This window comes from Enterococcus sp. M190262 (assembly GCF_005843965.1).
GTDB lineage: Bacteria > Bacillota > Bacilli > Lactobacillales > Enterococcaceae > Enterococcus_D > Enterococcus_D gallinarum.
Genome location: NZ_CP040461.1, coordinates 2,449,723 through 2,471,418, shown reverse-complemented (window position 1 = coordinate 2,471,418; position 21,696 = coordinate 2,449,723). Strand labels below are relative to the sequence as shown.

The 21,696-nt window shown below is 40.8% G+C and carries 20 protein-coding genes; 6 read left to right on the top strand and 14 right to left on the bottom strand.

Going from position 1 to position 21,696, the window contains the following annotated elements; genetic code table 11:
- The first annotated feature begins 11 nt into the window (after nucleotides 1-11).
- Complete coding sequence (locus FE005_RS11595; protein WP_060815126.1) at nucleotides 12-1,163, top strand: pyridoxal phosphate-dependent aminotransferase; 1,152 nt, start codon at nucleotides 12-14, stop codon at nucleotides 1,161-1,163.
- Nucleotides 1,164-1,271: 108 nt separating this feature from the next.
- Here the strand turns inward: FE005_RS11595 and FE005_RS11590 are convergent, their stop codons facing one another.
- Both FE005_RS11590 and FE005_RS11585 read right to left on the bottom strand, forming a co-directional pair.
- A complete protein-coding gene (locus tag FE005_RS11590; RefSeq protein ID WP_138371818.1) occupies nucleotides 1,272-1,982 on the bottom strand; it encodes a DUF4811 domain-containing protein in 711 nt (236 codons plus the stop codon).
- Complete coding sequence (locus FE005_RS11585; RefSeq protein WP_138371817.1) at nucleotides 1,979-3,457, bottom strand: MDR family MFS transporter; 1,479 nt, start codon at nucleotides 3,455-3,457, stop codon at nucleotides 1,979-1,981. Before FE005_RS11585 ends, FE005_RS11590 begins: the two co-directional genes overlap by 4 nt.
- Nucleotides 3,458-3,593: 136 nt before the next feature.
- On the opposite strand from FE005_RS11585, the gene FE005_RS11580 reads away from it, so the two are divergent.
- On the top strand, nucleotides 3,594-4,061 hold the full coding sequence (locus FE005_RS11580; RefSeq protein ID WP_138371816.1) for a MerR family transcriptional regulator: 468 nt from the start codon (nucleotides 3,594-3,596) through the stop codon (nucleotides 4,059-4,061).
- A 67-nt stretch (nucleotides 4,062-4,128) separates the two neighbouring features.
- On the opposite strand, the gene FE005_RS11575 is transcribed toward FE005_RS11580, so the two are convergent.
- Entirely contained in the window at nucleotides 4,129-4,476 is a 348-nt protein-coding gene (locus FE005_RS11575) for a MerR family transcriptional regulator (protein ID WP_138371815.1), read from the bottom strand.
- Nucleotides 4,477-4,663: 187 nt separating this feature from the next.
- A complete protein-coding gene (locus tag FE005_RS11570; RefSeq protein ID WP_103300078.1) occupies nucleotides 4,664-5,224 on the bottom strand; it encodes a sugar O-acetyltransferase in 561 nt (186 codons plus the stop codon).
- A gap of 133 nt (nucleotides 5,225-5,357) precedes the next feature.
- Here FE005_RS11570 and FE005_RS11565 point away from each other — a divergent pair, with 133 nt between their 5' ends.
- From FE005_RS11565 to spxB, 4 genes are all read left to right on the top strand, one after another.
- The gene (locus FE005_RS11565) at nucleotides 5,358-6,242 is read left to right on the top strand and encodes a LysR family transcriptional regulator (protein WP_123836343.1); all 885 of its coding nucleotides are present in this window, start codon (nucleotides 5,358-5,360) and stop codon (nucleotides 6,240-6,242) included.
- 136 nt (nucleotides 6,243-6,378) lie between these two features.
- Entirely contained in the window at nucleotides 6,379-7,242 is an 864-nt protein-coding gene (locus tag FE005_RS11560) for an aldo/keto reductase (RefSeq protein WP_138371814.1), read from the top strand.
- A gap of 330 nt (nucleotides 7,243-7,572) precedes the next feature.
- Nucleotides 7,573-8,265: an N-acetylmannosamine-6-phosphate 2-epimerase gene (locus FE005_RS11555; protein ID WP_081132144.1), complete on the top strand. Its 693-nt coding sequence runs from the start codon at nucleotides 7,573-7,575 to the stop codon at nucleotides 8,263-8,265.
- Nucleotides 8,266-8,520: 255 nt separating this feature from the next.
- Entirely contained in the window at nucleotides 8,521-10,248 is a 1,728-nt protein-coding gene (gene spxB / locus FE005_RS11550) for a pyruvate oxidase (RefSeq protein ID WP_138372217.1), read from the top strand.
- 150 nt (nucleotides 10,249-10,398) lie between these two features.
- Here spxB and FE005_RS11545 read toward each other — a convergent pair whose 3' ends face one another.
- From FE005_RS11545 to FE005_RS11505, 10 genes are all read right to left on the bottom strand, one after another.
- On the bottom strand, nucleotides 10,399-10,656 hold the full coding sequence (locus FE005_RS11545; RefSeq protein ID WP_003127255.1) for a TfoX/Sxy family protein: 258 nt from the start codon (nucleotides 10,654-10,656) through the stop codon (nucleotides 10,399-10,401).
- Nucleotides 10,657-10,858: 202 nt separating this feature from the next.
- Nucleotides 10,859-11,689 carry a class I SAM-dependent methyltransferase gene (locus FE005_RS11540; protein ID WP_113849773.1) on the bottom strand — a complete coding sequence of 277 codons (831 nt, stop codon included), beginning with the start codon at nucleotides 11,687-11,689 and terminating at the stop codon, nucleotides 10,859-10,861.
- A 385-nt stretch (nucleotides 11,690-12,074) separates the two neighbouring features.
- Nucleotides 12,075-13,544 carry a ribosomal protection-like ABC-F family protein gene (gene abc-f / locus FE005_RS11535; protein WP_138371813.1) on the bottom strand — a complete coding sequence of 490 codons (1,470 nt, stop codon included), beginning with the start codon at nucleotides 13,542-13,544 and terminating at the stop codon, nucleotides 12,075-12,077.
- 351 nt (nucleotides 13,545-13,895) lie between these two features.
- Nucleotides 13,896-14,489, bottom strand: coding sequence for a uracil-DNA glycosylase family protein (locus FE005_RS11530; RefSeq protein WP_103300073.1), 594 nt, complete (start codon nucleotides 14,487-14,489; stop codon nucleotides 13,896-13,898).
- 171 nt (nucleotides 14,490-14,660) lie between these two features.
- Nucleotides 14,661-14,789: a hypothetical protein gene (locus FE005_RS17145; protein WP_005472549.1), complete on the bottom strand. Its 129-nt coding sequence runs from the start codon at nucleotides 14,787-14,789 to the stop codon at nucleotides 14,661-14,663.
- A gap of 227 nt (nucleotides 14,790-15,016) precedes the next feature.
- On the bottom strand, nucleotides 15,017-15,676 hold the full coding sequence (locus FE005_RS11525; protein WP_138371812.1) for a Crp/Fnr family transcriptional regulator: 660 nt from the start codon (nucleotides 15,674-15,676) through the stop codon (nucleotides 15,017-15,019).
- Between the two features lie 500 nt (nucleotides 15,677-16,176).
- Nucleotides 16,177-16,404, bottom strand: a complete 228-nt coding sequence (locus FE005_RS11520; RefSeq protein WP_060814852.1) for a heavy-metal-associated domain-containing protein — start codon at nucleotides 16,402-16,404, stop codon at nucleotides 16,177-16,179.
- 25 nt (nucleotides 16,405-16,429) lie between these two features.
- Entirely contained in the window at nucleotides 16,430-18,355 is a 1,926-nt protein-coding gene (locus FE005_RS11515) for a cation-translocating P-type ATPase (protein ID WP_138371811.1), read from the bottom strand.
- 226 nt (nucleotides 18,356-18,581) lie between these two features.
- A complete protein-coding gene (locus FE005_RS11510; RefSeq protein ID WP_138371810.1) occupies nucleotides 18,582-19,001 on the bottom strand; it encodes a DUF4430 domain-containing protein in 420 nt (139 codons plus the stop codon).
- A gap of 121 nt (nucleotides 19,002-19,122) precedes the next feature.
- Nucleotides 19,123-21,606 (bottom strand): vitamin B12-dependent ribonucleotide reductase, encoded by a 2,484-nt coding sequence (locus tag FE005_RS11505; protein WP_138371809.1) that lies wholly within the window; start codon nucleotides 21,604-21,606, stop codon nucleotides 19,123-19,125.
- Nucleotides 21,607-21,696: the final 90 nt, after the last annotated feature.

The window sequence follows — 21,696 nt, the reverse complement described above, 5'->3', positions numbered from 1 at the left end:
GAGATGAGCCTATGAAACAGTCGATGATTGCACAACGATTTCAAACACCCGAAGAAAATCTACTAATGGACATTGCAACGATTGCCAAGAAAACACCAAATTTGATAGATCTGTCCATCGGCGATCCTGATTTGATTACTGATCAGTCGATCATTGCTGCCGCTTTTACGGACGTCAAAAATGGACATACAAAATACACGGCTTCTGATGGCAGTGCCGATTTTATTCAAGCCGTGGTCGATTTTTATCAGAACCATTATGGATTGACTTTCGCCAACGATCAAGTACGGGCCTCAGTTGGTGCGTTACATGGCATGTATCTTGCCTTGTGCGCGATCTTGGATCCTGGAGATGAAGTAATTATCCATGAGCCTTACTTTTCTCCTTATAAGCAGCAAGTAGAAATGGCTGGCGGAAGCCCGGTTTTCATCCCTACCTTTGAAAAAGATGGTTTTCAGATCGCTATTGATGTATTAAAAGCAGCGATTACCGACAAAACAAAAGCCATTATCATTAATTCTCCCAACAATCCCACTGGTGCTGTCTTTTCGCCGACAACTTTTAAAGCAATTGCTGAAGTTGCCGAAGAAAATGATTTGTTGATCTTGTCAGATGAAGTGTACGAAGCCTTTTGTTTTATGGAAGAGTTTGTTCCTATGGCCACTTTTGCGCCTGAACGGACGATTACTTTTAGCAGTTTTTCAAAAGCTTTTGCTATGACTGGCTGGCGGATTGGTTACATGATCGCTCCTTTATCCATCAATCAGACAGCCAAGTTGATTAATGAAAGTATTGCTTATTCTGCTCCTACCCCCTCACAACGAGCGGGAATCTATGCGTTGAATCACTACGACGAACTTGTTCCAGCAGTCGTAGAAACCTTCAAAAAACGGCTAAGTTACATTCAGCAACGAGTCGCTACTATTCCTTTTCTTTCTTTGTCTCCTGTCAAAGGAAGTATGTATGCCTTCATCAACATAGAAAAAACTGGCTTGGATTCTGTTACTTTCGTTGAAAAACTTTTAAAAGATACTAGCGTGCTAATGATTCCCGGTAAAGCTTTTGGTGAGACGACTGGTGATCATTATGTCCGTTTAGCTGCTACGCAATCAATGCCAATGCTAAGAGAAGCCTTTGATCGCATTGAGCAGTTCACTTTTTAATCAACAAAAAATCCCTCTGCTCCAAGAGAGTGAATCACTCCCAAAAGTTAGCTTTTATGGCTAACTTTTGGCGAATGGTTCAATCACTCTAGTTGCAGAGGGATTTTTTTATTCTTTTTTTGCTTCTTCAATCAGTTTTGCTATTGCTTCTTTTTGATATTCTGCAGTGAATTGACTGATTTTTGCTTTTTGTTCCGCCGCATCCATTGTTGGGTCAGCCATCAAAGCGGCTTGCATCTTCTCTTGAACAAAAGTTTGTGCTTCTGTTTTCATCGCTTCTTGTTGGTTTTCAACAAGACTGGCTAGTTTTTTCGCTTGATCAACAGTTAAGAGAGTCCAAGAATCTGGAAGAGAGAACGTATTCTTTTCACGAATAAACTCTTCATCATTCCCAGCTATTCCAAACAAGAAACGATAAAAATCATTTTTATACGTCCAACGGGTCGTTTTCGTTTCTTTTTGTGCCGATTTGGCATCTTCGACGACATGATTCGTCACATGGTCCATTCTTGTTTGTTTTGGTTTCTTTTGCGACTCATCTGTGCGGTACAAATAGATTTTCTCAGTTCCATCACCCAAAGGTTGATACAACAGCATTGGCAACTGATCATTGTCACTGCTTGAAACTAACGGCTGTGTAGTCGTTGTGGTGGTTTTTTCCATCCCAAAATGTGCGGATAGATTGGCCATCATTGCTGTTAAGCTTAAGACAAAAACCAAACCAAAGAGAAGTGAAATAACAGTTTGGACTTTATTTTTGGCAAAAACATTTAATAACGCAAAGGCAATTACACTGATGACGACAATCACTAACATCATTTGCCGTCACCTCCTTTAAGAACAGTCAACTGAGGCTCTTTTTTCTTCAATGCAAAGGCAATCAAAAAGCCTAAAAAGCCAAAGACAACAGCGACATAAAAAGCAGCATGATAACCAGAAAGCGTTGCTTCGATCGCTTTTTCTTTGTAAGCAAGCGGTGTTGCCTTCAACAAGCCATCACTTGGAAGATTTCCTTTGGTTACATTTGATAAGACACTGATCAAAATCGCCGTTCCAATTGAGCTGGCAACTTGACGGAAAGTATTATTAACTGCTGTACCATGACTGATCAAGTTTCCTGGCAAAGCATTCATACCAGAAGTAGTAACTGGCATCATAACCATGGAAATCCCAAACATACGAATCGCATAAAGAATGACGATATGCAAGATCGGTGTGTCTTTTGTTAAAAAGGCAAAAGGCAATGTTGCAGCAGTCAAAATGAACATACCGGTAATAGCTAAACGCTTTGCCCCATACTTATCAAAAATTGCCCCAGTGATCGGCATCATCGCCCCCATTACCAATGCCCCAGGTAAAAGCATCAAACCAGAATGAAAGGCAGATTCTCCCCGAATATTTTGGATATATAAAGGCAAGACCATTTCTGCGCCCACCATGGCCATATTGGTCACACCTGAAAGAATGGCCGCTAATGTGAATGTTTTCGATGAAAAGACGCGTAATTCCAAAAATGGATGCTCGATGTGCAATTGTCGCCAAGCAAAAAAGGCGATAAACAAGACCCCAACTACTAAGAAACTAATGACCTCCACGCTTCCCCAGCCCTTGTCTCCGACACTGGAAAAACCATACAACAATGTTCCGAAACCGATGGTTGAAAGAATGGCAGAATAAATATCAATTTTCGGATGAGACAGCTCGATAACACTCTTCATCAAGAAGACAGCTAAGATCAATACTAAAATAACGATTGGAATGACCATTCCAAACAAATAGCGCCAAGTATAGTGGTCAATGATCCAGCCGGATAGTGTTGGGCCTAAAGCTGGTGCCAACCCAATAACGATCCCCGACATTCCCATTGCAGAACCGCGTTTTTCTGGCGGAAAGATCGATAACATGATATTTTGCAACAACGGCATGGAGATACCAACACCGGCAGCTTGAATCAAACGACCTAATAGTAAGATCGAAAAATTAGGTGCTGCAAAACAAGCAATTGTACCAATTAAGAAAATCGTCATGGCAGTTAAATACAAATTTTTCGAATTGAATTTATTAATCAGCCAAGCGGTAATTGGAATCATGATCCCATTAACAAGCAAGAATCCGGTCGTCAACCATTGAACATCAGAAGCCGTAATATCGAAGGCATTCATCAAGGTTGGAAAGGCAGTCGTCAGTAATGTTTGATTCAATACTGTACAAAACGTACCGATCAGCAAAACGACAACCAATAAAGAACGATTGTACGGTTTACCGTATATATCTAAAGGACGATTATTTGTCATATTTCACACTCTTTTCACAAAATTTTTCAACAGCACTATACACTTTAAAACTTTCTCACTTATTTGTCAACCTACTTGACACAAAAGTAAAACAAGTTACAATATAAACAAATACCTTTACAAGAATGGAGAAAGCATGTCTCAAACCTTTCGTAAATTATTAGAAAATGACAATTTGCTGGTAGGGATCAGCGAGCTGAGCCGAATGTGTGAAATCTCTCCGCGTCAATTGCGTTACTGGGAACAAAAAGGCCTTATCCAATCCGTTCCTCAAGAAGAAAATGCGCCACGTAAATATCGACTGCCCACGGTGATCAAAGTTGAGTTGATCAAACGTTTCCTTGATGAAGGCTTTACATTAACAAAAGCGGTAGAAAAAGCAGAGGAAAAAATTCGGATCGCTCACCATATTCGCAAAGTCTTTACCGGGGTCCTGCAAAATTTGGAAGTGGTCGATGATCGATTCACGATCATCAGTCTTGGACCCATCAATGAATCCAATCAAATTCTGCATATTATTCATGACGATGTTTCCAATCAATTAAACTATGAATTATTACCGGAAAACCAACCCTTGACTATTGATAAATACCAACAACAATAACAGACTTTCAATGATCGAAAAAAGGATTGTCCCAGGCCCTCTTCTAGGCTTGCGACAATCCTTTTTTTCATTGTTGTTCGTAACGCTGAATTTTGCCGTCCAATCGACTCAATGTCTCTTTTAATTCCTCGAAACGTTGGCGTAGATTTTCACGTTCCTCGGTCAATAGTTGTTTGCGAGCTTCTTTCGTTCTTTCCCCTTGCTGATACAAATCATTGTATTCAATCAAAGATTCCACTGATAAACCGGCGCTGCGCATGCATTTAATAAAATCAATCCATTGGATATCTTCTTCTGAATAATCCCGTACGCCATTGCTGGTACGTTTGATTTGCGGCAATAAGCCCACCCGCTCGTAATACCTTAAAGTTACAGGGGTCAATGAAACGATTTTTGCTACTTCTGAAATAGTCATTCGACTACACTCCTTTAATGACTTTGTTGTCCTCTTATGTGGCTGTGCCATAAGTCTTCTAGTAACACTATCCGAAACTATTATTGCTTCTGCGGTGCAGGGACTCTTCGTCGCAAAAGTAGGAGTCTAGAGCAATAGCATAGGAATCGGTTTAACTTGTTGAATGATGACTTATGACACAGTCCCGTCAAGCGATCGTTTTGACGATTTTTGCTGGTGTGCCAGCTACGACCACATTGGCAGGAACGTCTTTGGTTACCGTCGCATCTGCTGCCACGATGGCATTTTCTCCTACCGTTACTCCCGGTAAAATCGTCGCATTTGCACCAATCCATGCATTTTTCTTGATGACAATAGGTGCCACCCATAACCCACGACGCTTCTTCGGATCAGTCAGATGGTTGACAGTTATCAGACGAGCACCAGGTCCGATCAATACATGGTCTTTAATAAAAATACCACCTAAGTCCACAAAAGTCACATTAATATTAAGATAGACATTCCGACCAAATTGGATATGTCGTCCATAATCTGTATAAAAGGGCGTATTGACTGTTACGGACGCATCAATCTTTTCACCAGTGATCTGCTCGAGATACGCTCTGATTTTGTCAGCTGAATGGTACCCTTGATTCATTTCTCGAACCATCCGCTCATTGTATTCTTTGTATTGGTGGATTCGTTGAAAAATTGGTGCGTCTGCTAAAAGTTCACGATTGACTAGTTGTTGTTGAAAAGCACGATCCATATTTATTGCCTCATTTCATTCAAAGTTGTTGACTTTAGCATACTCCGTTAAAATAAAGATAACTAATACTTAATATGAATATAGAATAATTCCTTAAAGTTATAATACAAATAATCAAACGGAGGACGAGGAGATGGAACTACGTGTGATCAACTATTTTTTGGCGGTGGTCCGAGAAGGCACCATTACCAGAGCTGCCCAAACATTGCACCTATCCCAACCTACCCTTTCTAAGCAATTACAAGAATTAGAAGCTGAGTTAGGAACCAGGTTATTTGAAAGAGGTAGCCGAGAAATTCGATTGACAGATGAAGGTCGCTATTTCTACGAACGAGCCAAGGAGATCCAGCAATTGGTATCTACGACGAAGGCCAATCTTACTACGAAAGAACATATCAGCGGTGAGCTTACGATTGGCGGTGGCGAAACAGAAGCCTTTCGTTTGCTGGCTGAAATCATCACCGCTTTCCAAAAAAAACATCCTGCCGTCCTCACGCATATCTATAGTGGGAACGCAGATGATGTATTAGACAGAATCAATCGTGGATTGCTCGATTTTGGCTTAGTGATCGATCCTGTCGACAAGCAAAAATATGAGTATCTTCAGCTGCCCCATCAAGATCACTGGGGATTGTTACTCCGGGAAGATCACCCATTGGCGACTAAATCAGCGATTTCTGCATCCGATCTAGCGAAGGTCCCTCTTCTTGTTTCTCGTCAAACACAGGTGAACCAACAGTTGACAGATTGGCTGGGACAGTCGATTTCAGCGCACCAAATCGTAGGTACGTACAATTTGCTCTACAATGCTTCTCTTTTGGTTCAAAGTGGAGCTGGCTGTGCCTTATGTTTGGCGGGAATCGTGAATACCAAAGGAACTCCCTTAACTTTTATCCCATTGTCCCCTGCTTTCACCGCCAGAGTGAATCTTATTTGGAAAAAGCATCAGACATTTTCTCAAGCTGCTCAAGTATTTCTGTCAAAGGTTCAAGAAACATTTTCTTCTAAAAAAAATTAAACACTTACCTTTTGTTCTTCTGACCCATTCTTTCTGGTCACTTTCCCTATATTTTATTACTGAAACTTTTTTCTTGCCTTAAAGTCCAGGTGAAGTAGTATGCTAGATTTAGTACAAAAAAAAAGAGGGAAATAACATGATGAATGAAACATTTACGCTATCAAATGGTGTGTCGATTCCTAAAATTGGTTATGGTACATGGATGATTGAAGATAGTAAAGCGGCTGAAGCTGTAAAAAAAGCGATTGAAGTCGGTTATCGCCATATTGACACTGCCCAAGCATATCAAAATGAACGTGGGGTTGGTGAAGGCATTCGCTCGTCTGGCATCAATCGCCAAGAATTATTCGTAACGACGAAATTGGCAGCTGAAATCAAAAATTACGCTGAAGCCACAGATGCAATCAACGCCTCATTGGATCGTTTAGGATTGGATTACATTGATTTGATGATCATTCATAGTCCGAAACCATGGGCTGCCTTCCAAGAGGATGAGCATTACTTTGAAGGAAATGTCGCCGCTTGGCAAGCGCTGGAAGATGCCTACAAAGAAGGAAAAATCCGGGCAATTGGGGTCTCAAATTTTGAAAAAGCAGACTTACAAAACTTATTTGATTACGGTACGATCAAACCAATGGTCAATCAAATTTTAGCCCATATTGGTCATACCCCCTTCGACTTGATCGACTATTGTCAAAAAAATCATCTGCTTGTGGAGGCTTACTCTCCGATTGCTCATGGAGAAATGATGGCAAATCATGAAATTACCGCTATGGCTGAAAAATATCACGTTTCAGTACCGCAGCTAGCGATTCGCTATTGCCTCCAACTAGATCTCCTTCCTTTACCAAAAACAGTATCCATGGAACATATGAAGAACAACGCTGATGTGTCTTTTGCAATTTCAGAAGAAGATATGACTCACTTAAAAGGAATCACTATGAATGATTATGGCTCGAACAATGAGATTCCTGTGTTCAAACGGGCCGCTACAAAATAATTGCAACGAAAGATCGCTTTTCCAGAAACAGCTCTGCCTTGGTGCTGATGTTTTTGGAAAAGTTTTTTGTTTAAAAACTTAAGTTACCAAGTAGTTGCTGCAGTTGTTGTGGCTATAGTCGCTGTTTTTGACCTTCACTTTTAAGAAAGACTGCCTGCTGAAAGCAGAAATAATCGGTTTTCACAGGGATCTTTGGCCATTGACTCATTCAGAGAGAAATCATTTACAAGAGCTATTTTTCCATGCTATAGTCCCTTTGAAGACCCTCGATCGAATTTCAGATTGAAGGCTATTGCTAGTCAGTTGATTGATAATTAGGAGGCAACGTCCATGAACAAAACAGAATTTTTACAAGCAATATCTGGTGGCTTGATCGTTTCTTGTCAAGCTCTGCCAGGGGAACCCTTTTATACCGAAGAAGGTGGCGTGATCCCTCTTTTTGCGGTGGCAGCTCAAGAAGCAGGTGCGGTCGGAATTCGTGCCAACTCTGTACGAGACATCCAGCAAATCAAAGAAAAAGTATCCTTGCCAATCATCGGTATCATAAAAAGAGACTACCTACCTGAAGAACCGTTCATCACTGCTACGATGCGCGAAGTAGATGAATTAGTTGCAACCGGTGTCGAAGTCATTGCGCTGGATTGTACTTTGCGAAAAAGGCACGATGGTCTAACCATCAATGCATTTATCAAAAAAATCAAAGAAAAGTATCCTGACCAGCTGCTGATGGCAGATATTGCGACTTTTGAAGAAGGCCGCAATGCTTACCAAGCTGGGGTCGATTTTGTTGGCACAACATTAGCGGGTTATACCAAAGACCGTGAGCCAACAAATGGACCCGACCTCGAACTGATCCAACAACTTGTCGCTGAACAGTTGCCCGTCATCGCTGAAGGAAGAATTCATTCTCCTGAACAAGCCAAACAAGTTCAGCGTCTAGGGGTTGCAGGTATCGTGGTAGGCGGTGCGATTACCCGCCCCAAAGAAATCGCGGCTCGTTTTATCACAGAATTATCCAATTAGTTTCATAAAGAATCGCATACTTCTAGGGCTTCTAGCGAACAAGCCTCTGATGGCTGAATAAGGGTACCATGATTTTAGATGCATCTGACACAGGTGCATCTTTTTTTGCAGGTATTCTATTCTTTGTACTATTTTTCCTCTGTTGAATTTGATTGCTGATAACCGGGAGTTTCCCTTGTGAGTCGAGTCACATTTTTTGTTGTCTTTTTTAGAATACTTTATACTGAAAGAAAGAGGAGAAAGTGAGTGAAGAAAATGACAAAAATCAATGCAGGTGTCGCCATGGTAAAAGTCTTTGAGGCTTGGGGGATCGATCACATTTATGGCATTCCCGGCGGTTCATTTAATTCCACAATGGATGCACTATACCAAGAACGCGAATCCGTTCGCTATATCCAAGTTCGCCATGAAGAAGTAGGCGCTCTCGCCGCCGCTGCTGATGCCAAACTAACTGGTAAAGTCGGGGCTGTCTTTGGTTCAGCAGGCCCTGGAGCTACCCACCTAATCAATGGATTGTATGATGCTCAAATGGATAATGTGCCCGTAGTAGCATTACTCGGTCAAGTGGCATCAAGTTCAATGAATTACAATGATTTCCAAGAAATGAATGAAAATCCGATGTTTGCGGATGTCAGCATCTACAATCGAACGGTCATGTCCCCTGAAAGTCTACCACACGTGGTAGATGAAGCTATCAAGGCTGCCTATAAATTTCGGGGCGTCGCTGTCGTGACGATTCCCGTTGATTTTGGCTTTAAAGAGATTGAAGCCCAAGAGATCGCCACAGCCAAAAACCATAAAACTGGGGTGATCCTACCTAATGAAGCAGACTTAAAAGCTGCCCTCCCCTATTTTGAACAAGCAAAAAAACCCGTTCTTTATATTGGACAAGGGGTATTCGGCGGATTTCCAGCGATCAAAGAATTTTCCGAGTTCTTTTCAATGCCAGTTGCGGCTTCTGTTTTGGCGAAAGGAATCGTTCCTGATATGTATAAGAATTTTCTTGGCTTTGCCGGAAGAGTTGCCACAAAACCTGCGAACGAAGCACTAGCCGAAGCGGATCTGATTGTCTTCGTGGGGAGCGATTTTCCATTTGGTCGTCGTTTCTTTAATCCGAAAGCCAATTTTGTTCAAGTTGACATTGACTCCTCGAAATTTGGACGTCGGCACAACACAGATGTCTCGGTGTTAGGCGATGGGATCACTGCGTTGAATCAATGGGTCACCCTAGGAACCGAGCGACCAGCAGACCAATGGCTGGCAGCAAATCAAGAAAACATTGTTCGCTGGCATGCTTGGCGCCATCACTTTGACACCAATCAACAAGCTCCTCTTCGTCCAGAACCGATCTTCAAAGAAATTAACCGCATTGCCGAGCCGAATGCGATTTTCGTCAGTGATGTCGGAAATGTGACGATCAACAGTATTCGACATTTAGAAATGACAGGAGAACAGCGTTTTACCACTTCTGGCTGGTTCGCTACGATGGGGAACGGTGTTCCAGGAGGAATTGCCGGCCAATTGAGTTTCCCCGATCGCCAAGTCTTTACATTGAGTGGGGATGGCGGTTTCGCCATGCAAATGCAGGATATTTTGACCCAAGTCAAATACCAATTACCAATCATCAATATCGTCTTCTCTAATGATTCTTTTGGATTTATTGAAGCAGAACAAGAGGATACCGAACAAAAGAAATTTGGAGTCTTTCTAGAAGGCGCAGACTTTGGGAAAGTTGGGGAAGCACTTGGTGCAAAAGGATATACTATTACTCGTTACGAAGACCTAACACCTGCTTTTGATGCAGCAAAAACCAGCAACGGCCCTGTAGTTATTGATATCAAGATCGAAAATGCTCGTCCACTTCCTGTAGAGGAATTGAAATTGGATCCAGAAAAATTTTCGGCAGCTGAAATCGCCGCCTTTAAAGAAAAATACCAAGTCCAAGAAATGCCTACTTTGAGAGAACTGCTTAAAGGTAATTAGCATAAAGCTATGCCCTAAAAAACAAAAAAGACCGAACAATCAATCAGACACTTCCAATGTTTTTCACGGAAGTTGTCAGGCATTGTTTGGTCCTTCTTTTTTGTGTTTTAGATCACAAATCTGATTGGTTTGACTCCCTTTGCAAATCAATCAAGAAACAGTCTGGAAAAACGTTCGCAATTCTTGCTTTCTTGCAGCTGAAATCTGCGTTTTAGGAATTCCTTGTATTGCTCCCTCAATCCCATAGAGCATGTGTAGACAAGCCCCGGGATCCCGTTGGGTACGAATACGCATAAAAATGGTTTCTGCTGTTGCAGACTTCATTTTCTCCACCGAATCGATGCCAATCGCATGCAAGTGTTCGGCAAGAACCTTTCCTACATTCGGTATTTTTTGTAATTCTTCCATGATACGCCTCCTCTCAACGATGTTTGTGCAGTTTTATATTTATTGCACAAATCTTGTTTGATTGTTACCCTATATTCCTTCACAAGTCTGCATCAATTTGATGGGCAGAAAAAGGAAGCTTCATCAGAAACAATAAGACTTTTTTCATTTTATCCCTCCTCTTCATTTTAGCGAATTGTCCCCTAAAATGTAACCCTACCGTTTACTTCTTTAGCAACATCGCGATTGTTTCACTCTCTTTCGTATAGCTTTCGCCACAAACGTTGCTATAAAGCTGATACTCTTTAAATCCAACCGCAGCCAGTTCGGCAGCCAATGAGTGCTCTGTAAAACAACTAGTCCACACATTGTAAGTTATCTGATCCTCTTGAGTGATCACCATTGTTTGATCTAGCCAGACAAAGTTGGGATATTTACTGGTCTTATTCAATGCAAGATAGGAGTTCTCGCTCCAAAAGCCAGCTCCTTCTGAGTAGTCCCATGATTGCTGCACTACAGTCTGATCATATTTCGTTGCACTAAAGACATCTAGCAAGAATTTTCCGCCAGGCTTCAACCAGCGATAAATGTTTGCTGCCAGCAGATGTCGATCGTTTGCAGGTAATGCACCAAAGTCGCAATAGATCATCACGATCAAATCAAAAGTTTCTGTCAATTCCATCTCAAGGTAGTCTTGTTTTAGGTAGGAAATAGGCAACTGTTTTTTTCGTGCAGACTCTTTTGCATAGTCGATCGATCGCTTTGAGAAATCTACCCCTGTTACTTGATAGCCAGATTCAGCAAACAATTCTGAATAGAGCCCTGGTCCACACCCTAGATCAAGAAGGGTTGGATAATCTGCTGGTGGAACTTTTTGACAGATCCAGCTAGCAGATTTTTTGATAAAGGACCGATTTCGACTGGCCCCATCTATACTCGGATCCAAATGATTTTCTAGCATTTTCTGAGAAATATAGTCATCTGTCCAGAATGGGGTATCGGTTTGTTGATAGATTTTTGGCTGTTTAATGAAGTCTTTCATTTCGTTTCGCATTTTTCTGCTCCTTTGATTGATTATTTGTGTAACTGAATAGTTTTCTTTAGTCCTCCTTTTGCGTGATTACTATAAAAGAATAAAAAAAAGCGATGGTTACCCATCGCTTCCGTGAAAAGAGAAGTTAGAGTAAGATAAAATCAATAGCTAGGCAACTTAAATAAACCTACAAAAGCGGTTATTTTTAGCCTGTTCAATTGATTTTATTTACTCTTTTCCAGTCATACCTATAGCACTGATTGTGTACTATCAGCTATGCCGAACTTCATCACCTGTTCATTCAATTATGACTATACTTTACCACATTAAAGCAGTTGCAGCAAACCCTTTCACGATTTTGCGTTCAACGTTACGAGCATATGCGATTAAGAAAATGGCCATACGTTTAAGTGATTTTTTTAAGTTTTTGATCGACGACTTGATAGACCTCATTAGCAACTTGATCAACAAATAATTGATCATGAGAAGTAAATATAACTGTTCCAAGATAATCCCTCATTAGTTTTTCCAGGGCTTCAATCGTAGGAAGATCAATAAAATTAGTTGGTTCATCCAAAATGAGAACATTTGCTGGTTTAACAAAAAGCAGCGCAATTTGAACTCGTGTCGCTTCTCCTCCGCTCAATTTTTTTACGGGCTTTAAAATTTCTGTTTGATAAAAACCAAGGTTATGCAAAATACTTCTGACAAATGATTCAGAATAATCGGTTTGTTTCATTAAATAAACAAGAATTGATTCCGATTCAGTCATTTTATAGGACAATTGTTGGTAACTAGCAAAAACTACCTTAGGAGATAAGACAATTCCTTTACCATCATTTAAAATATGATTCAATAAAGTCGTTTTTCCACAACCATTTGCACCTACAATCGCGATACGCTTTCCTAATCCAAATTGAAAATCACAATCATCAAACAAAACTCTCTGTTCATATTGAATCGAAACGTTGTCTCCTTTTATCGGATAAGGATTATGAATTTCTATGCCTTTTGGTGCTGGAAAAATAATTTGTCTCGGCTCAGTCAATGAATGATGCTCACCTAAATGATCCAAACGGCTTTTCATTGCCTTTGCTGTTTTATGAAGATTCTTTTGAATTGTATCCTTTTGTTTGGATGATGCCAATCGATCAGGACGACTATTTTTCTGCTGCATTTTTTTAGAGACTTTACTAATCTTTTCAGCTTGCTGAAGTTTGCTTTCAATCGCCGCTTCCAAGCGCTTCTTTTCTTTCAAGTGACTTTCAAGCGCATGTTTTTGATGCAGTAATTCCATTTCCTTTTGCTGTTTATACGCATCAAAGTTTCCGTGATATTCCCGTACACACCCCTGATCAATTTCCCAAATTTTCGTTGCTAATTGGTTCAAGAAAAACCGATCATGACTGACAAAAAGCAATGTACCATAGTAATGCCTCAACTCCTCAATAAGCAATGAAATACTTTTCTGATCCAGATGGGTGGTAGGTTCATCCAACAATAGACCCATTTCATAGTTCGATAGTGTTCGAACCAATCGTGACTTTGCGGCTTCCCCACCGCTCCAGCTATCCATTGAATGTTTTGGTAACGAAAAGCGGCTCATGATTTCCCAGTCAACGGATGAAAAATCGTAAGAATCCTCGATCCCTCCAATTTGGGCAAAATAATTAAAGGTCGTGGTTGTCTGAATCGTGCCACTATCAGGCTGGATTTCTCCAGTAATTAATTTTAACAGTGTTGACTTTCCTTCACCATTTCTACCAATGATCCCGATTCGTTCTCCATGATAGGCGGATAACGCCTCAATTGACAAGACTTCTTTAGCGCCATATTGTTTTTTGATCTGTTTGAATTGGACTGTTAATGTTTCCATGAATGATCTCCCTCTCTCGTCTAGGAAAAAGGAAAACACAAAAAAGGCATAGCCTGGCGCTATCCCTTCATAAATAATTGGAAAAGTAGACACTCATCCCTTGAAATCGCGATCACCTAGACTTTTGAATAGTATTAAATTAACGATTCAAAAGATCGATCCACAATTTCATTGCCGCTGTCATGACTTTTCCTCCTTCAGTAAATGATTTCCTTAAGTATAGCAGATCCGAAAATACTTGTACAGAAAGGTTCACATGAGTTCGCTGGAAGTCCCTTACACCAGTGTGTCCTATAATTTCAGCGGAAGATCTGTCATCCTGCGAGCTCATGGGATCGTCTGCTAATCAAATCATTCCTTCGTAATCACTTGATACATTTTCGCGATATCCTCGGCTGCCATCGTGACTTTAGATTTTTCGATCAATACATTCTTCCCTGTCATAATATAAGAAGGCAATAAGCGGATCTTTCCATAGTAGATTTCAGTCTGGCGTATTTTATAAGTTGCAACGGAGGGAATCGCATTCTTTTTTTGCTGCTTTTTGGCGATTTGATTGAAGGCTTTTTTGGCGACATCCCCCATTAGCATAATCACTTCAATATTTGGAAATAACGACAACTCTTTTTCTAATAGCGGTAGATTTTCAGTGATAGTTTGTGTTTCAATTGTCGTCGTGTGTTTTGGCGTTTTGATCGCATTGGTCAAATAAATCCCTAAATCCAATAAGTCATGGGCAGAATCTACATAGATCCCAGCTTGTTGAAACAACGGCAACGTCGTAGAAAGATAAGCGCCATCTGTTGCCCCATAAAAATCATCTGTTGGATCTAGGGGAACGACTTCATTGATCAATACTGCTTTAATGGTTTTCGGATCGACTTCAATATCATTCAAAAAAATACTTTTTTCTGCTCCAGCCATCAATGCCTCTTTCACATTCATTTTCTCACTCCGTTCCTATTCTCTTTTCCTTAATCATACAAAAGGAAAGCGGCGAAGTCGAGGAGTACTTTGTGTTGAGAAAATCAGTCGGTACCCCTCTCTAAAAGAGACAAAAAACTGCGTAAGGAGGATTTCCTTACGCAGTTATACTCAATGAGTCGCGCTCATTTATTACTTATTGTAAATCTTTGGTCCTTTACGCATATTCTTGCGATCATTTTTTGGTGTGTCCATTTGTTTCGAACGGCCACCACCTTGTTTCTTTTTGATCAGTTCAAGCATTTTTTCTTTTTGGTTCACTATTTCCACCTCGTTTTCCCCAGACCCTCTATTATCTGATAAAACAAATCACTTTGATAAAAGAATTTAGCATCCTGATTAAATCTACTTGGATTTTGACCGTTTGTCAATCGTTGATTGCACAATCTACTGAAATTCAGAAGGTTTGCACTGATTTATTGGCAGATGTGAGGTCCCCTTCGCGGGAAACGGATGGTAAAGCTGCTTTTGAATAAAAGTCTCTTTCTTTAAAGATCTGCTAACTGATCTTGGTCAAGCAGCCACACCGTTCGCTTATTGCGGCGGATCCATAGTTTCTCTTCAAAGCGTTTTAATTTTCTTGAAAGAGTTTCGGGTGTGGTTCCTAAAAACAACGCCAGCTCCTTCATTTTCATAGGCAGCACAACTTGATCTGATTCGGCAACTTTTGCTAGATCTAGTAGATAAGTTGCTAATCGTTCATCAACTTTTTCCATCATCAGAAAGCGTGCTTGCTGCTCGACTTTTAGCATTTTTTGCGCATTTATTTCTAATAATTTCAAACTTAGCTGAGGGTAATCCAGCAACAACTGCGTAAAATCTCGCTGTTTGAGAACACAAACTTCTGTTTTCTCCAACGCTTCTCCAAACAATAGTTCGTTTTGAACACCAAATAGTTGTTTCTCTCCCTCATAGCCACCGGGTTCAATGACACGCAGGACTTGCTCTTTGCCATTAGCGGAAAGCTGATAGACCTTCAAGCTTCCACGAGCAACGATCACTAACTGATCAGCACTGGTTGGGGTAAATATCAGTTCCCCTTTTTCCTTAATGTGATGTGTAACCAGCATGTGAATCACTCGTTGATCCGTTTCATCTAAATGATTGAACAATGGCACTAATGAAACACACATATGATCCTTTGCCATGGAAATCCTCTCCTATTCGTTACCAGTTTCCCCGCAAAATTGTCTTATCCAAGGAATCAATGGCCTTGCAATCACGCAGAAAATTCTTTAGAAAACTCAAAAACTCAGTCCTGCCGAACTTCTTTTATGGAATGTCTCAAACAGCAACAACAGCTGCGATTGCTCAACAGCCATGCATGTTAACACGCGACGTTTCTTTTTTAATGTACCACTTTTTTTGAGCATCGTACACCCACCAATTAGCACTAGTGTTGACATAAATTTCTGGAAGTTTACTACTTGATGCACCCATTCAAGGATTCCTTCTTCATCAATACTGTTGAGACTAAATCTCCTTGTTGAAGCCTACCCGACTGCTTTGAAATAAGCCATTAATCCCGTGATCGTCTAACGGCTAAATCTATACACGAAAAAATAATTAACGATAGTAATAGAAAAGATCCATTGTCCCTTTCCTATTAACTTTCTTCGGCTTCATTCCTTTGTTTAATCAAGTAATATCAAGCCAACTCTTTTAGTTGAATCCCTTCAACGACATAACCTAGCGTTTCGATCACTTGTTGGATTTCTTGCGGAGTGATGATTTCTGGTTGAAATTCTACTTTTACTTTACTGGCATTGAACAGAACATTCACTTTTGTTACACCAGACTGGCGACTCAACCCTTGTTCGATTTTTTGCATACAAGATGGACAAGTTAAGGTTTGTAATTGAATAATTGATTTCATGACTATTCCTCCTTTATTGATAGTCTTATTTTAATTCTTCTTGTGTCACTAATAATTGATTTGTATCAAGTTTTGACTTATTTGGTTTCGCCAGCAAGCGCATCGCGTTCAAGACAACAAGCAAAATACTTAACTCATGGAAAAACATCCCGCTGGCCATATAGATGAAGCCAAAGACCAAACCTACTAACAAGAATAAAACAGTTCCTAACGCAATCAGAATGTTTTCTTTCATCTTTCTGACGGTTCTTTTCGTTAGTTGATAGGCATAATTTAGTTGCTCGATCCGTGATTGAATCAATACAATATCAGAGGTTTCGACTGCCACATCTGTCCCATTGCCCATCGCAATCCCAATATCAGCAAGTGCAATTGAAGGACTATCATTGATGCCATCTCCCACAAAAGCAACTATCTCCCCTTTTTTCTGTAAATGTCGAATAAAGTCCGCTTTTTCTTCAGGTAAAAGCTCACCATGAATCTCTGTTAACCCTAACGTGTGGCCAATCAAATTTGCGGTGTGTTGATGGTCTCCCGTCAGCATGATCAGCCGTTTTATGCCGCTTTTTCTCAGTGCATGAATCGTTTCTGATGCCCCTGAACGAATCGCATCTTTGATACCAAATAATTGAGTCAATTGCTGATCACACGCTACTAAAACGATTGAATGACCCTGTCCTCGTAATTCATCTTCCTGCCGTTGTACCTCCATCGATAGCTCGATCCCTTGTTCAATCATAAATTGTCTGTTACCGATCAACACATCATGGCCATTTGCAACCGCCTGTACACCGCGTCCCTTATGGATCTTCGTCTGCTCCACATGGACTGCTTCCCAACTTTCCCCGACAGTTCTTGCATACTGAAGAATCGCTTGACCTAATGGATGATCGGATTCTGCTTCTACGGCTGCCGTTAAGGCTAAATCGTCTTTATCGGTAAAAATCTTTGCGGCAGTCACACTTGGCTTGCCTTCAGTCAATGTCCCTGTTTTATCAAAAACAATCGTATCGACACGGCTGAAAGTAGCCATGACTTCGCTGCCTTTAATCAGTACTCCATTCTTGGCACCATTCCCGATCCCCGCAACATTGGCGACCGGAACACCGATAATAAGCGCTCCGGGGCATCCTAGCACCAGTAGCGTGATCGCTAGACGAATCTCTTTAGTAATCAAGCCTATGAGAACAGCCAGCACCAAAATCAGAGGTGTATAATAGGTGGCAAAACGGTCAATCAAACGTTCGGCAGCTGATTTGCTATCTTGTGCCTCTTCAACGAGTTCAATGATTTTACCAAATGTCGTCTCTTCTCCAACTTTTTGAGCTCGGATTTTTAATGTACCGTTTTCGAGAATCGTTCCTGCAAAAACCATTGCGCCTACTGCTTTTCTAACAAGTTCAGCTTCTCCCGTCACTGCTGCTTCTTTTAAGTAGCCCGATCCTTCAACAATCATGCCATCCACTGGCACTTGAGCACCTGCTTTCACCAGCAAGCGATCCCCCACTTTGACTTCTTCAATTGCTACTTCTGCCGTCTTTTCAACGGCGTCTTCATTCGCTGAGGGGATATATTTCCAGGCTTTTGCCGGCGACATATTGATGAGAGATTGAATTGCTGATCGCGTATGGGCTAACGTTTTTTGTTCAAGAACATGACCAAACAAAAAAAGAAAGGTCACAATAGCTGATTCATTGTATTCCCCAATAAAAAGGGCGCCCAGCACTGCCACAGTCACTAATAAGTCAATACTAAGGACTTTCACTTTTGCCGCTTGATAAGCTTGGATAGCAATGGGAAGACCACCAATAACAGAAGCAATAAACAAGCAACTCTCATAGAGTACCTGCTGCTGCAATAAATATTTCCCACCAAATGCAGTGACGATCAGACAACCGCTGATTATTGTCAGCAACACTTGGTTTGCTTGTATCTTTTTTTGGAACTTCAATGTCTCCACTCCTTTTTTGTTTGTAGGGATGATTCAGCGCTAGTTTAACGAAAAGGAGCGAAAAACAAATTGATTTGTATCAAGAAAAAAAGAGCTGCAACATAAGTAGCAACTCGAGGATACTGAATGGCACGATACATCGTGCAAGCCAAAGAGACCTGCTGGATCCTAGTCCTTATTGGGGGGCCTCGGTTGAAAACATATGTTACACCTCTTAAAGGGTGAGTTAGAATGCTTGTAAATTAAAAGTGATCGTATCAGCTTTTTTCAAAAACAGCTCTTGGGCACCTTTATCACTCATTTCATCATTGACTGTATAGACCCAAAATACATTGTTCTTTTGATCTTGACTCATTCCATCGATCGAAGTGATAAAGCCATCTTTTTCTTCAATCGTAAAGTTTTCTTTCATTACTTTCAGTAGTGATTCATTTTCTTGAAAAGCAACTTCTTTTGAGGTGACTTCCTCACCTTTATTCGTGACAACAATCGTAGCTGTTAATTGTTTCTGATCAACAGAACGTTCTGTGCTTTCTGCACTTTGTGCATTTTGGGTATTTTCTGAAGATGTACGCGTGTTTCCTTGACAGCCACTAGTGACAAATAATCCGCCTAACAACACGATTACGACTAACAATTTTTTCATTTATTTATTCCTTCCCGACATACGTCATTAAAATCTACTCTTTTATCCATCGAAAAACATACTAAATATTTACTGAAACACAGGTATATCCCTTATCTCTTCAATCACTAATGATCTATTTTTACAAACCACATTTCAATTGAATTTTACAATTGGTACATGTACTACAACCGCCAATTTCTTCTATTGTTCCTTCATGACAGATGGGACAAATGTCACCAGAAATCACTGGTTCATTCGTTTGGGTGGTAAATTGATCTTCTGCTGGTTCTACTTGAGTGTTCATTTCATTGTCGATTGCTTCCAAAGTCAATACTTGTGAGTCACGGCTGCCATCCACGTATACAGTACCGCCTTTGGCACCACCATCGTAGAGATCCATATAGACTTTCGCCACCCGACTTACAGAATACCCTTTCGGTGCATTGACAGTTTTTGAAATCGAACTATCCACCCAGCGTTGAATCGCACATTGAACACCAACATGTTCTTCTGGGGACAGTTCCATTGCTGAAATGAAGAAGTCTGGCAGCTGATCTTTGTCTTGTTCCGGATGATTCGCAAGATATTCTTCAACGATTGCTGCATTGATCTCAATAAATTTGCCTAATCTGCCACTTCTAAAATAGGAGAAGGAGTAGTAAGGCTCTAATCCTGTTGACACACCGGTCATCGTTCCCGTCGATCCTGTTGGTGCGACAGTCAAAAGATGTGAGTTGCGAATCCCAAATTGCATCACCCCTTCACGAATATGGGCTGGCATTTTTTTCATATACCCTGTGTCAATAAACTTCTCTCGTAATGCTTGTGTCTCTTGATCATCTTTCCCAATCAAAAATGGAAAACTACCCTTTTCTTTTGCTAAATCAATGGAGGCTTCATAGGCGGTGATAGCAATCGTCTCAAAAATCTGATCGACTAATTGATTGCCTTCTGCTGAACCATAAGTTTTCTCACAATAGATCAGTAGATCGGCTAAGCCCATGATGCCAAGTCCAACACGTCTTTCACCTTTCGCTTGGCGCTCATTTTTATCAAAGAAGTAAGGGGTCGCATCAATGACATTGTCTTGAAAACGAACCGCGGTTTTAACCGTTTCTCTTAATTTAGCAAAATCAACTGTCCCCGTTTGATGATCGGCCATGTTTGCCAAATTGACTGCTGCTAGATTACATACAGCATAAGGTGTTAACGGCTGTTCACCACAAGGATTCGTCGCAACCACTTTTTGCCCATAGGCTGTAGCATTGGTCATTTTATTGGCATTATCGATAAAGAAGATACCGGGTTCAGCTGAGTACGTGGCACAAAAAGTGATTAAATTCCACAATTCACGAGCCCTGATCCTTTGATAGGTTTTTACTTTATGACCGGCGGCTTCCCATTCTCGTACATCTCCGACTTCTGCCCACTTTGCATCGTATTCCGCCATTTCTTCTTCGGAATAATTATCGATATCTGGGAAACGCAGCGCATACCAATCGTCTTTCTTTACTGCATCCATGAATTCTTCTGTCAAACAAACAGAAATATTCGCTCCAGTCAAGAAGTCGCTGTTTTTAACCGTATAACTTCCTCCATGCCGTAGCTTTTCTTTTGCTGTCTTGATCATTTCATTTTGCTCGGTATCTGATGATTCTGGAAGCTGAGCAATATGGGTATACATTTTTTCTTCCATTTTTGACAAAGGATCAAAATGAAGTTTTTCATTGATTAACTGTTTGATGGTGTCATTTTTCAATGTTTTGTTTAACTGCAGCAATACTGCAGGATTCTGGATTTTAGAAATAATGAACGCCAAAATGTCTGGATGCCAGTCAGCCACCATGATCATCTGTGCGCCGCGACGACTTCCCCCTTGCTCGACCAGATTCGTCAAATTGGCTAAGTCATTCAACCAAGAGACGGCACCAGAGGATCGCCCGCTGACACCATGGACCACACAAGCTTTTGGCCGTAAGGTTGAACCATTAGTACCAACTCCTCCGCCCCGACTCATAATCTCCATCACTTCTTGTCTGTGTACAGCGATTCCTTTACGAGAGTCGTGAATGAAAGGCATCACAAAGCAATTGAAATAGGTAACTTGAGAATTAGTACCAGCGCCATAAAGGACTCGACCTGCCGGAATCAGATTTTGTTCGGCAATCTGCTGATAAAACTGCTCAAGAAACAACTCCTGCTCTGACTCTTTATCGGAAATCCCTCTAGCGACTCGGCGAGCGATTTGTTCGAAATAAAGTTCCAGTGGTTTTTCGATCTCATTTTTCCGTCGTTTGACAAGACCACTAACTTGTTCAGCAGTATTTTCTATAGCTGAGCGATACTCTTCTTCAACCTCTATGGAGACCATGTCGTCATCAAAAGACTTTACCCATCCGATGCCTCGAGCAGGATATTGAGGATCTTCTTTTGTGGTTAAAATAACCAAATCACCCTTATCTAATGTTTGGTGGTTTTGATCCTTGAAAGAATAGCGATCGAGCATGATCAAGCGAGAAATTCCTTCAAATGTGTTCGTCATCTCAGTAGTGATTGCTGAGACTTCTGGGAACATATGAATGTCCTCGTTTAGCTTGCTTATCGTTTGTTTACTGTATTTCATTTTTTGTGCCACCTTCCCATACTCAACATATTGTGTCCGGAATTCATTATCACACTACATAATGTGTTTTTCAATCTTGAAATTTATTTT

Coding starts and splice junctions, on each gene's coding strand:
- FE005_RS11555 (WP_081132144.1), top strand. CDS start 7,573: ATGAACAAAACAGAATTTTTACAAGCAATATCTGGTGGCTTGATCGTT.
- abc-f (WP_138371813.1), bottom strand. CDS start 13,544: ATGGAAACATTAACAGTCCAATTCAAACAGATCAAAAAACAATATGGC.
- FE005_RS11560 (WP_138371814.1), top strand. CDS start 6,379: ATGATGAATGAAACATTTACGCTATCAAATGGTGTGTCGATTCCTAAA.
- FE005_RS11525 (WP_138371812.1), bottom strand. CDS start 15,676: ATGGCAAAGGATCATATGTGTGTTTCATTAGTGCCATTGTTCAATCAT.
- FE005_RS11565 (WP_123836343.1), top strand. CDS start 5,358: ATGGAACTACGTGTGATCAACTATTTTTTGGCGGTGGTCCGAGAAGGC.
- FE005_RS11520 (WP_060814852.1), bottom strand. CDS start 16,404: ATGAAATCAATTATTCAATTACAAACCTTAACTTGTCCATCTTGTATG.
- FE005_RS11510 (WP_138371810.1), bottom strand. CDS start 19,001: ATGAAAAAATTGTTAGTCGTAATCGTGTTGTTAGGCGGATTATTTGTC.
- FE005_RS11590 (WP_138371818.1), bottom strand. CDS start 1,982: ATGATGTTAGTGATTGTCGTCATCAGTGTAATTGCCTTTGCGTTATTA.
- spxB (WP_138372217.1), top strand. CDS start 8,521: ATGACAAAAATCAATGCAGGTGTCGCCATGGTAAAAGTCTTTGAGGCT.
- FE005_RS11540 (WP_113849773.1), bottom strand. CDS start 11,689: ATGCGAAACGAAATGAAAGACTTCATTAAACAGCCAAAAATCTATCAA.
- FE005_RS11575 (WP_138371815.1), bottom strand. CDS start 4,476: ATGACTATTTCAGAAGTAGCAAAAATCGTTTCATTGACCCCTGTAACT.
- FE005_RS11580 (WP_138371816.1), top strand. CDS start 3,594: ATGTCTCAAACCTTTCGTAAATTATTAGAAAATGACAATTTGCTGGTA.
- FE005_RS11545 (WP_003127255.1), bottom strand. CDS start 10,656: ATGGAAGAATTACAAAAAATACCGAATGTAGGAAAGGTTCTTGCCGAA.
- FE005_RS11530 (WP_103300073.1), bottom strand. CDS start 14,489: ATGAATGTGAAAGAGGCATTGATGGCTGGAGCAGAAAAAAGTATTTTT.
- FE005_RS11570 (WP_103300078.1), bottom strand. CDS start 5,224: ATGGATCGTGCTTTTCAACAACAACTAGTCAATCGTGAACTTTTAGCA.
- FE005_RS11595 (WP_060815126.1), top strand. CDS start 12: ATGAAACAGTCGATGATTGCACAACGATTTCAAACACCCGAAGAAAAT.
- FE005_RS11505 (WP_138371809.1), bottom strand. CDS start 21,606: ATGAAATACAGTAAACAAACGATAAGCAAGCTAAACGAGGACATTCAT.
- FE005_RS11585 (WP_138371817.1), bottom strand. CDS start 3,457: ATGACAAATAATCGTCCTTTAGATATATACGGTAAACCGTACAATCGT.